Raw genomic sequence first — 11,892 nt, forward strand, 5'->3', positions numbered from 1 at the left:
TGGCTCGCTTGTTGCAACAGTAACGGCAGCCGCGAACGAGCACGGCTTGCGGCGGCTCCATGCCGGCGCCCGCGACCCGGGCGCCAAGCCCGGCGGGCGGCGGACGCGCCCACGCAGGGACGGCAGGCCGCTGTGATACATTTCGTCGTCCGAGACACCAAACTACCACATCCCCGATTCGCCGCCGCAGTATGTCCGACAGCAAGGAATCCGCCGAAGCCGCCGTTGCCGGACAAGCGCCTCACGAACACCGACGCCTACGTCGAATATTGAAGTTCGCGCTGGCCGTCGCCTTTCTCGTCTACTTTTTAGTTGCCGCCCTTTTTATCGGGCTGCGCTACGTCGTCCTGCCGCGCATCGACGATTTTCGCCCACGCATCGAGGCACTTGTCACCAAGCGCTTGCACGCGGATTTGCGCATCGGCAAGCTGGCGTCCCACTGGTCGGGGTTCGAACCCGGGGTCGACATCACCGACCTCGTCATTCGAGATCGCCAAGGCAACCGGGCGCTGTCGGTGCCGCACGCCACCGGCACGCTATCGTGGCGCTCGCTGCTGAAAGGCAAGCCCGTATTGGGCAGCCTCGTGATAGACCACCCCGACGTACTGACCGAGCGCCGGGCCGACGGCACGCTTTGGGTCGGCGCCATCCAGGTGCCGACGACACATACCGGCAACGATACGTTCTCGACTTGGCTGCTGTCGCAGCAGGCGATCGTCGTGCGCGCAGGCACGCTGCGTTGGCGCGACGCCCTGCAGGGCGCGCCGGAACTCGCGCTCCACGACGTGCGCATCGCGATACTGAACGAGGGGCTCTCGCACCGCGTCGCGCTGCAAGCGCCGGCCGAGGGCACCTTGCTCAAGGGACCGCTCGACTTGCGCGCGCGCTTTCGTCATATCCCGCTCATGTCGATCGGCAAGCCCGAGAACTGGACAGGCCAAGCGTACCTTTCGACGGGGCCCGTCGAATTGCCGATGCTCGGCCGCTACCTCAAGTTGCCGATCGCCACTTACGCCGGCCGTGTCGACAATGCGATCTGGGCGCGCTTCTCGGGCGGCCATTTCCGGTCGGCGAACGGCCGGCTGGAAGGGGCGGACATCGCCTTGCGCGTGCGGCCGACCCAGCCGCGTCTCGACATGCCCGTGGCGCGCTTTGGCTGGGCCGTGCAAATCGACGCCCAGCGCGACTACCGGATCCGCTTGACCGATCTGCTCGCCGAGCTGGCCGAGCCGGCGCTGCCGGATGGCACGCCCGTGTCGCGCACGCTCCAACTCGCGACGCTCACGGGGCGCTACCGCGTCCCGACGATCGAGCATGGACAATTGATGAGCGTCTCGGGCGATCGCGTCGATCTGGGCGTCCTCGCCGAATTCACGCGCGCCTTGCCGGTACCGCGCCGCTTCCTGGACGAACTCGTTCGCTTCGACCCGCGCGGGATGGTCGCCAATTACACGATCGCGGTCGAGCGCGCCCGGCCCGAAAATGCGCTCGCCGCCAGCGAGGAACGCGTCGCCGGCACGGCGCCGGTCGTGCGCTATCGCTTCAAGGCCGATCTGCAAGGGATCAGTTTCGCCGCCCAGGAGCCGCCGCCGGGTTTGTCCGCGGCCGGCCACCCGCGCGCGGGCCTGCCAGGGTTCGAAAACCTCTGGGGCAATATCGATGCGGACGAGCGGCAAGGCACGATCGCGCTCGATACGGTCAACGCGGCGGTCACGATTCCCGGCGAATTCGACGATCCGCGATTGACGTTCGACCGGCTGCGGATGCGCGGGAATTGGACCGTCAGTCCAACGCGTGAACCGGGCGAGCCGCATAAATCGTTTTCGGTGACGGTACCCGAACTCAGTCTCGAGAACGCAGACACCGCCGGCTCCGTCGCGGCCACCTATACGAACCCCGGCCACGGACGGGGCCAGCTCGATCTCAAAGCAACGATCGCCCGGGCGAAGGTGCCGTCGATACCGCGTTATTTGCCGACCAGCATCGGTGAGCACCTGCGCCACTATCTCGGGCACGGTCTGCAAAACGGTACGGCCCGCGACGCGACGATCGAAGTGCGTGGCGGCCTCGACAAATTCCCCTACTCGCGCGAACCGCAAGCAGGCGTTTTCCGCATCGTGGCCCCGTTCACGGGGGGCAAGTTCGATCCCTCACCGTACCCCGAAAAGAAGCTCAAAAACGGCACGCCGGACCTGTGGCCCGCGCTGGAGGGCATCGACGGCGTCTTCACGCTGAAGGAAAACAAGCTGCGTTTCGACATTGACCGCGGCCGCTACAAGCGCGTGGCGATCGCCCCGGTCGCGGGGCACATCGACGATCTCGGCAATCGTGAGTCGCCGCTTGTCATCGCCGGGCGGGCGCACGGGCCGCTCGCCGACCTGCTCGACTACGTGAACAACAGCGCGCTGGCCGGCATGACGGGACACGCGAGCGAGAACCTGCGAGCGAGCGGCGCGGCAGGCCTCACGCTGACGTTGACGGTGCCGCGCAACAAGGAGCCGCACGTCGGGGTTGCCGGCACGGTGACCTTGAACGGCGATACCCTATCGGCGCCGCAGTTGCCGCCCCTTGAAGCGCTCGGCGGCCAAGTGCGCTTCACCAAAAGCTCGATTTCTCTGGAACACGTCGCGGGGCGCTGGCTCGGCGGAGAGATCCGGGCAGGCGGGGGGCTGCACGAAGACGGCCGCTATGGCTTCGACATCACGGGCCGGATCGCGGCCGACAGCGCCCGCCGGTTGGATCTCGAAGGCCCCGCCGCCAAACTGCTCGCACATTTAGACGGTACGGCACCCTACTCGATCGCGGTGCACGGCCGCAAGGGAGGGCTGCCTACCGTATCGGCCACCTCGGACCTCACCGGGCTGGCTTTGGATTTACCGGCGCCGCTCGGCAAACCGCTCGGTACGCCGATGCCCTTCTCGCTCGACGTGAAGCCGCTCGGCGCCGGCGAACGCACGCAGGCGGCCTCGAACGAGACGATCCGGGCACGCGCCGACGTCCAACTCGGCCCGCTGCGCGCCGCCTATGTGGTGAAACGAAGCCCGCCCGCAGCCGGGAGTGCGCCGATATCGGTCGTCAGCGGGGCCATCGCGTTGAACGAGGCGGTCGAGCCGGCGCCGCAGGGCGTGACCGCGACCCTCGATGCCGACACGTTCGATGCCGATGCTTGGCGCGCCCTCGCTCGCGAATTGCGCCAGGACCGGGCGTCCGACAGCCCGGTAACGGGCGAGCGCGGTCAGCCGCGCCCCGCCTCGAATGCGCCGTCGCGCGCTGCCCAGTTCTTGCCGACGCGCATCGCGGCCCGCTTCAAAACGCTGAAGCTCATGAACCGCCAATGGTCGAACGTCGCCATCGACGCGACGCATGCCGCACCGGACTGGCAGGCCGATCTCGCTTCCGACGAAGTGGCCGGCAACGTCTCCTGGCGCCCTGGCGAAGCGGGTGCGCCGGCGGGTCAATTGCGCGCGCGGCTGACCAAAGCTTCGATCCCCGTGGCCGTCGGGCATGATCTGCTCGGGCAGCTTACGCCGAGCGCGAACGCACCGATCCCGGCGATCGATCTCGTCATCGACGATTTGACGATGCGCGGCCACGACGTCGGCCGCCTCGCCGTCAACGCGCGCAACTTCGAGGAAGACGGCGTGCCCGTCTGGCAGGTCGAGAAGCTCGACATTTCGAATCCGGCCGCTCACCTCGTTGCCACAGCCAATTGGAGAACCTCGCGCCGGCTCGGCGGCGATGTCGATGCCGATACGCCGCGCCGCACGATCGTCGATTTCAAGCTCGACGTGGCCGATGCCGGTGCGCTGCTCGATCGCTTCGGCCTGCCGCGCACGGTAAAGGGCGGCTCTGGCTCGCTGACGGGTAAAGCGCTCTGGCGCGGCGGCCCCACCGCGATCGACTATCCCACGCTCGACGGCGACCTCGCGATGGATCTGCACCACGGTCAAATACTGAGAGTCGATCCGGCCGTGGCCAAGCTGCTCGGCGTGCTCAGCCTGCAAAGCATCACGCGCGTACTGGCCTTAAATTTCCGGGACGTCATCGGCGAGGGGCTGCCCTTCAAAAGCGCGACGGGCACGGCCCGCGTGCGCCACGGCGTCGCGCGAACCGACGATTTCCGCATCGTCACGGCGCCGGCGCGCGCCGATCTGTCGGGCACCGTCGATCTCGCGCAAGAGACGCAAGACTTGCACGTCGTGATCACGCCGACGCTTTCCGCGGGCTCGGCCGTTATCGCGGCGACCGTCGTCAATCCGCTGCTGGGTCTGGGCGCCCTCGTCGCCAACGTCGCGCTGTCCCAATCGATCGCCCATGCGTTCGCGCACGACTATTCGGTCACCGGATCGTGGTCCCACCCGCGCGTCGAGCGGGTCGGGGCCGATCGGGGTAAGATGGCTGCTCCGGCCGAGGCGACGGACAAGTAGCGCACCGGGCTGGGCCACAGGCCCGCCCAGGCGCTGCCCCTCCGAACCCGGCAGCCCACCCGACTCCGAATTCATGAGCGATCGACCTGTCCAAACGACACCGTTTCGCGTCGCCGCGCTCCAGATGGTCAGCACGCCCGAGCGCGAGCGCAATCTCGACGACGCCGAGCGCCTCATCGCCCAAGCGGCCGCCGAGGGCGCGGGCCTCGTTTTGCTGCCCGAGTATTTTTGCTTCATGGGGCATAAGGACGCCGACAAGCTCGCCGTGCGCGAAGCCTACGGCGACGGGCCCATTCAACGCTTTTTAGCCGACAGCGCGCGCCGCCACGGCGTCTGGGTGATCGGCGGCACGCTGCCGCTGGCCGTAACCGATCCGCTCGATAGCGCCCGCGTGCTGAACACCACGCTCGTCTTCGAGCCGAGCGGCGCATGCAAAGCGCGCTACGACAAGATCCACTTGTTCAACTTCGAGAAGGGTACGGAGTCGTTCGACGAAGCGCGCACGATCCGCCCGGGCAACGAAGTATCGACGTTCGACGCGCCGTTCGGGCGCGTGGGTCTGTCGGTCTGCTACGATTTGCGCTTTCCCGAGCTGTACCGGCGCATGGGCGATTGCGCGTTGATCGTCGTACCTTCCGCATTCACCTATACAACGGGCCGCGCGCATTGGGAGATGCTCTTGCGGGCGCGCGCCGTCGAAAACCAGTGCTACGTGCTTGCCGCGGCTCAGGGCGGCACGCATGAAAACGGCCGCCGTACGTGGGGCCATAGTATGTTGATCGACCCTTGGGGCGAAATCGTGGCCGTGCGGGACGAGGGCCCCGGCGTCGTCGCGGGCGACATCGACCGCGCGCGCATCGACGAGGTGAGGCGCAGCCTTCCCGCTTGGCGCCACCGCGTGCTTGCTTAACTTTTCCGTATCGAAACGAACGCATGAACCTGATCGAACCCGGTATTCGCAATCTCGCGACCGCGAAAGACGTCCTGCTCACGCCCTACGGCCTCGACGAAGCGCGCCTCACGCGCACGCTCGCCGATATCTTCACGCACCGAGTCGATTACGCCGACTTGTACTTCCAAGCGACGCGCAGCGAAGCGTGGAGCCTCGAGGAAGGCATCGTGAAATCGGGCAGCTTCAGTATCGACAAGGGCGTCGGTGTGCGCGCCGTGGCCGGCGATCGCACGGCCTTCGCCTACTCGGACGACCTCTCCGTCGAAGCGCTCACGCAGGCCGCGCATGCGACTCGCTCGATCGCGAAAGCGGGCGGCGGCAAGCAAAAAATCAAGGTGGCCAGCGCGCTGAAAGGCGTCGCGGGGCGCGACCTGTATTTGGCGGCGGATCCCCTCGCCTCGCTCGACGCGACCGAGAAGGTCAAGCTGCTCGAGCGCATCGAGCAAATGGCGCGCAGCCGCGACACGCGCATCACGCAAGTGATGGCGGGTCTCGCCGGCGAATACGACGTCGTACTCGTGGCCCGCAGCGACGGCGCGCTCGCGGCCGACGTTCGACCGCTCGTGCGCGTATCGGTGACGGTCATCGCCGAGCAGGACGGCCGGCGCGAGATCGGCAGCGGCGGCGGCGGCGGACGCTTCGACTACGGCTACTTCACCGACGACGTCCTGGCCCGTTACGTCGACGACGCCGTGAAGGCCGCCCTCGTCAATCTCGAAGCGCGTCCCGCACCGGCCGGCGCGATGACGGTCGTGCTCGGCCCGGGCTGGCCCGGCGTCTTGCTGCACGAAGCGATCGGCCATGGACTCGAAGGCGATTTCAACCGCAAGGGGTCGTCGGCGTTCGCCGGCCGCATCGGCGAGCGCGTCGCGGCCAAGGGCGTCACGGTCGTGGACGACGGCACACTGCCGAACCGCCGCGGCTCGCTCAATATCGACGACGAAGGCAATCCGACGCAATGCACGACGCTGATCGAGGACGGCGTGCTCAAGGGCTATATTCAAGACACGTTGAACGCCCGGCTCATGAAAATGCCGGTGACGGGCAACGCCCGGCGCGAATCGTACGCCGCGCTGCCGATGCCGCGCATGACCAATACTTACATGCTGGCCGGCGACAAGGCCCCGCAAGAGATCATCGAATCGGTCAAGCACGGCCTTTATGCCGTCAACTTCGGCGGCGGTCAGGTCGATATCACGAACGGCAAGTTCGTGTTCTCGGCCTCCGAGGCCTACATGATCGAAAACGGCAAGGTCACCTACCCGGTCAAAGGCGCGACGCTGATCGGCAGCGGTCCCGAATCGCTCAAATACGTCAGCATGATCGGCAACGACATGGCGCTCGATACGGGCGTGGGCGTCTGCGGCAAGGAAGGCCAGAGCGTGCCCGTCGGTGTCGGGCAACCGACGCTGCGAATCGATAACCTCACGGTGGGCGGCACGGTCTGAGTCAGGTGGCGATGCACGTTTATTGCATCGCCACGCCCCTTCTTGCGGGAACCCCGCATTGTTGGCGCCCCTGGCTTGCCGCGTGCGCTTAACCGGCGTATAAAGTGAAACGCACCTTTTTACGAATCTCACCCCTGTCATGTCGCCGAAGTTCAATTTTCACTTTTACTTCTTTTGGCATCTCAGTCCGCTGGCGGATCGAGAGGGGTGTTAGCGCGTAACGCAAAACCCGATTTCCCGAAAAACCGCCAGCGAACCTGGCGGTTTTTTTTCGCCTCGACAGATCGATCGCAGGCGAGTCCCGTACCCGATGAGGAGAAGTACAACATGCCCCCGCACAATACCGACGACGTCCGCATTCGAGAGTTGAAGGAACTGACGCCGCCTGCTCACTTGATTCGCGAGTTCGCGTGCACGGAAGCCGTGTCCGATCTAATCTTCAGCACGCGCCGCGCGCTGCATCGCATCTTGCACGGCATGGACGATCGCCTCATCGTCATCATCGGTCCGTGTTCGATCCACGATCCGAAGGCTGCGCTCGAATACGCGAGCCGGCTCGTGGAACAACGCAAGCGCTTCGCCGGCGAGCTCGAGATCGTGATGCGCGTGTATTTCGAAAAGCCGCGGACGACGGTGGGCTGGAAGGGTCTCATCAACGACCCGTATCTCGACAACAGCTTCAAGATCAACGATGGGCTGCGCGCCGCGCGCGAGTTGCTCGTCGGAATCAACGAGCTGGGGCTGCCCGCGGGCACCGAATACCTCGATATGATCAGCCCGCAATACATCGCCGATCTGGTGTCGTGGGGCGCGATCGGCGCACGCACGACCGAATCGCAAGTGCACCGCGAGTTGGCTTCGGGTCTATCGTGCCCGGTGGGCTTCAAGAACGGCACCGACGGCAACGTCAAGATCGCCGTCGATGCGATCAAGGCCGCGTCGCAGCCGCACCACTTTTTGTCGGTCACGAAGGGCGGCCACTCCGCGATCGTCTCGACCGCGGGCAACGAGGACTGTCATGTGATCCTGCGCGGCGGCAAGACGCCGAACTACGATGCGGCCAGCGTCGATGCGGCCTGCGCCGATATCGGCCGGGCCGGCCTGGCGGCGCGGCTCATGATCGATGCGAGCCACGCCAATAGTTCGAAGAAACACGAGAATCAGATTCCCGTGTGCGCCGACATCGGCCGGCAAGTGGCCGCGGGCGACGAGCGTATCGTCGGCGTCATGGTCGAGTCGCATCTCGTCGCAGGCCGCCAAGATCTGCAACCCGATTGCGCGTTGACGTACGGTCAAAGCATCACGGACGCCTGCATCGGCTGGGACGAGAGCGTCGCCGTGCTCGAAGGACTGGCCGATAGCGTCAAGCAGCGGCGCATTGCGCGCGGCAGCGGCAACTGAGTCGTCGGCGGCATCGCCTCGGGCGTTGCCGCTTACGTGCATCGATCAGGCAAGTGCGCCCGAACCGAACACCTCGCTATGGATCCGCGCGGGATCGACGCCGAGCGCCACGAGCGCATCGCGCTGCGCCTCCATGAAGGCCATCGGCCCGCATAGGTAGTAATCGGCATCGGGCAAAACGGCTTGCTCGGCGATGCGCGAGAAGTCGATCCGGCCTTGGAAGTCGTAATCGACGCCCTGCCGGTCCGCCGGACCCACCTCTTCGTAAAACACCGCGCGCGACACATTCGCGTGTTCGGCCACCGTCTTCGCGAGCCATTGCTTGAATGCATGGACCTTGCCGTTACGGCACGCATGCACGAACGCCACGCGGCGCGCGCTGCCCTCGGCCGCCAGCGTCGAAAGCATCGACATCATCGGCGTAATACCCACCCCACCCGAGACGAGCACCACGGGCGTCGACTTCGTGCGGTCGAGATGGAAGTCGCCCATCGGCGCCGTGACTTCGACGATGCTGCCCTCTTCCACACCGTCGTGCAGCAGCGTCGAAAGACGGCCCGGCGGGACCGCTTCGCTGCCGCCTTCGCGTTTGACCGAGATGCGCAGCCATTTGCCGTGCGGCGCGTCCGATAGGCTGTACTGCCGCGGCTGGTCGATGCCCAGTTCGCCGACGTAGCGCTTGACGGTGACGTACTGGCCCGGCTCGAAACCGGCGGCCTTCGCACCGTCGGCCGGCGTCAGGTAAAAGGAGGTGATCTCGTCGCTTTCGACGACCTTGCGCGAGACGATGAACGGACGGTAGCCGCTCCACGCCGCGTTGTCGTAGAGTTTCGCCTCCGCGCCGATCATGATTTGCGCGAGTTGGGCGTAAGCGGCGCGCCAAGCATCGAGCGTCGCTTCGTCGACCGCGTCGCCGAGCACCTCGACCACCGACGCCAGCAGATGTTCGCCGACGATCGGGTAATGCTCGGGGCGGATATTCAGACTGGCATGCTTGTGAGTGATCCGGCCGACCGCGGAGCCGAGCGCACCCAAGTTGTCGATATTGGCCGCGTACGCGTAGACGGCGTGCGCGAGCACGTCGGCTTGGCTCCCGCTCTCCTGATGCGTCTGATTGAACAGGTTGCGCAGCTCCGGACGGCTCGCGAACATCCGGCGATAGAAATGCTTCGTAATCGTCGCGCCGTACTCGGCGAAGACCGGAGCGGTGGCTTTGACGCGGGAAATTTGGTCCGCGGTAAGAGCGGAGGTCATCGTTTCGGCGTTCCTCGTTAAGATGCATCAAGAATACATTTTAACAAAGCACGCCATCCATACGACACATTGTCGCAGGGCAGCATGCCGCGTATGCCGCGGCAATCTTGCGTTTGGCGCCCGGATACGCCCGGTGTCTGCTGCGACCGCGCTACGGAACGCGGCGCTCGGGCTGCCACAGGACGTCGCTGCCGCCGCCCGCCCGATTCAGGACGCGCGCCAGCACGAATAGCAGATCGGATAACCGGTTGACGTATCGGCGCGGCGCATCGGCCAGCGGCTCGCTGCCGCCGAGCATGACGATCGCGCGTTCGGCGCGGCGGCACACGGTGCGGCAGACATGCGCGAGGGCGGCCGCGCGCGTGCCGCCCGGCAAGATGAACTCCTTGAGCGGCGGTAGATCGGCGTTGTAATGCGCGAGCCAACCATCGAGCCGAGCCAAATGCGCATCGCCGATCACCGTATGGCCCGGGATGCAAAGCTCGCCGCCGAGATCGAACAAATCATGCTGGATCGCCGTCAGCGCTTCGTGCACGTCGGCCGGCAAGGGCTCCGCCAGGAGGACGCCGATCTGCGAATTGAGCTCGTCGACATCGCCCATTGCGGCGATGCGCGCGTCGTCCTTACGCACGCGGCGGCCGTCGCCAAGCCCCGTCGTGCCGTCATCGCCCGTGCGCGTGGCGATTTTGCTCAAGCGGTGGCCCATCGTCATCGCTCCTTTATCCGTTGAGGTCATACCGGCGCTGCGGCCCGCCGACACGCGAAGCGACCCATTATAGGCGGCCGGCCAAGCCCCGCTACCGGCCTTCCGGCCAATTCTGGAGAAGCGGCGATCGGCGTAGAATTGAAGCAAGCATTGAACGGAGCGCCCGCTTGGCGAGGCTGCCGACGCTCTACATAGAGCGCGCCGTTCGATTAGACCGATATACCAATGCGCGATGCATCGATCGCCGCTTCGCGCTGGGAGACGCTATCCGTGAACCACCCCGTGCCTCCGGCCGCCGTGCGCCCCCGCCGGCCGTTCCCCGCCGAGTTGCTGTCCGCGTTGCAGGCGCGGTTCGGCGAACGCGTTTCCACCTCGGAGGCCGTCCGCGCGCATCATGGCCGCGACGAATCCCCGTTCGATCCGCAATTGCCCGACGCCGTCGTCTTCGCGCAGAGCACGGATGAAGTGCGTGCGATCGTCGAGTTGTGCGCGCGCTACGCGGTGCCGATCATCCCCTATGGCAATGGCTCCTCGCTCGAGGGCCAACTGCTCGCGGTGGAAGGCGGCCTGAGCATCGACCTATCGGGCATGAACCGCATCGTCTCGATCGCGGGGCAAGATATGACGGCCACTGTGGAGGCCGGTGTCTCGCGCAAGGCGCTGAACGAAGCGCTGCGCGATACGGGGCTCTTCTTTCCGATCGATCCGGGTGCGGATGCAAGCTTAGGCGGGATGTCCGCCACGCGCGCCTCGGGCACGAATGCCGTGCGCTACGGCACGATGCGCGAGAACGTGTTGGGGCTCACCGTGGTGCTGGCCGACGGACGCGTCGTGAAAACCGGCACGCGCGCCCGCAAATCGTCGGCCGGCTACGATCTGACCCGCCTGTTCGTCGGCTCGGAAGGCACGCTCGGCATCATCACCGAAGTCACGGTCCGGCTCTATCCGCAACCCGAAGCCGTATCGGCCGCGGTCTGCGCGTTCCCGTCGATGGGCGAAGCCGTGCGGACGGTCATCGAGACGATTCAGCTCGGCGTCCCGATCGCACGCGTGGAGTTCGTCGATGCGCTCGCGATTCGCGCCATCAATCGGCACTCGAATTTGACGCTGCCGGAGGCGCCCACGCTCTTTTTCGAGTTCCACGGCAGCGAAGCGGGCGTCAAGGAACAAGCCGAGCGCGTCGAAAGCCTGGCCGGCGAGCACGGCGGCAGCGGCTTTGCCTGGGCTACGCGGCCCGAGGAGCGCAGCCGTCTTTGGAACGCGCGCCATACGGCCTATTTCGCGATGCTGCAGTTGAAGCCCGGCTGCCGCGCCGTCACCACCGATGTCTGCGTGCCCATCTCGCGCCTGGCCGATTGCGTCGTCGAAACCGAGCAAGACTTGCTTGCGTCGCCGCTGCCTTGCCCTATCGTCGGTCATGTCGGGGACGGCAATTTCCACGTCGCCATGCTCATCGATCCGAGCAAGCGCGAGGAGCTCGAAGAGGCCGAACGCCTGAACCGGCGCGTCGTGCAACGCGCGCTCGCGATGGGTGGCACCTGCACGGGCGAGCACGGCATCGGGCTCCATAAGATGGATTTCTTGGTCGACGAGCACGGTCCCGAGGCCGTCGATGCGATGCGCGCGATCAAGCATGCATTCGATCCGCGCAATCTCATGAATCCGGGCAAGATCTTTTCGTACACGGCCTGAGATCGCCGACGG

At 66.0% G+C, this 11,892-nt stretch carries 7 protein-coding genes; 5 read left to right on the plus strand and 2 right to left on the minus strand.

Annotated features, from left to right (window positions below):
* The first annotated feature begins 191 nt into the window (after positions 1-191).
* The 4 genes from DXT59_RS09395 (at position 192) to aroG (ending at position 8,228) form a co-directional block, all read left to right on the plus strand.
* Entirely contained in the window at positions 192-4,427 is a 4,236-nt protein-coding gene (locus tag DXT59_RS09395; RefSeq protein WP_116136646.1) for a YhdP family protein, read from the plus strand.
* Between the two features lie 73 nt (positions 4,428-4,500).
* Positions 4,501-5,337 (plus strand): carbon-nitrogen hydrolase family protein, encoded by an 837-nt coding sequence (locus DXT59_RS09400; protein ID WP_116136647.1) that lies wholly within the window; start codon positions 4,501-4,503, stop codon positions 5,335-5,337.
* 23 nt (positions 5,338-5,360) lie between these two features.
* The gene (gene tldD / locus DXT59_RS09405) at positions 5,361-6,827 is read left to right on the plus strand and encodes a metalloprotease TldD (protein WP_116136648.1); all 1,467 of its coding nucleotides are present in this window, start codon (positions 5,361-5,363) and stop codon (positions 6,825-6,827) included.
* A gap of 327 nt (positions 6,828-7,154) precedes the next feature.
* Complete coding sequence (aroG, locus tag DXT59_RS09410; protein ID WP_116136649.1) at positions 7,155-8,228, plus strand: 3-deoxy-7-phosphoheptulonate synthase AroG; 1,074 nt, start codon at positions 7,155-7,157, stop codon at positions 8,226-8,228.
* Positions 8,229-8,273: 45 nt separating this feature from the next.
* On the opposite strand, the gene hmpA is transcribed toward aroG, so the two are convergent.
* Together hmpA and DXT59_RS09420 are read right to left on the minus strand one after the other, a co-directional pair.
* Positions 8,274-9,482: an NO-inducible flavohemoprotein gene (gene hmpA / locus DXT59_RS09415; RefSeq protein WP_116136650.1), complete on the minus strand. Its 1,209-nt coding sequence runs from the start codon at positions 9,480-9,482 to the stop codon at positions 8,274-8,276.
* Between the two features lie 151 nt (positions 9,483-9,633).
* On the minus strand, positions 9,634-10,188 hold the full coding sequence (locus tag DXT59_RS09420) for a cob(I)yrinic acid a,c-diamide adenosyltransferase (RefSeq protein WP_116136768.1): 555 nt from the start codon (positions 10,186-10,188) through the stop codon (positions 9,634-9,636).
* Positions 10,189-10,458: 270 nt separating this feature from the next.
* On the opposite strand from DXT59_RS09420, the gene DXT59_RS09425 reads away from it, so the two are divergent.
* Positions 10,459-11,880, plus strand: a complete 1,422-nt coding sequence (locus DXT59_RS09425) for an FAD-binding oxidoreductase (RefSeq protein ID WP_116136769.1) — start codon at positions 10,459-10,461, stop codon at positions 11,878-11,880.
* Positions 11,881-11,892: the final 12 nt, after the last annotated feature.

Source organism: Trinickia diaoshuihuensis (assembly GCF_003390925.1).
GTDB lineage: Bacteria > Pseudomonadota > Gammaproteobacteria > Burkholderiales > Burkholderiaceae > Trinickia > Trinickia diaoshuihuensis.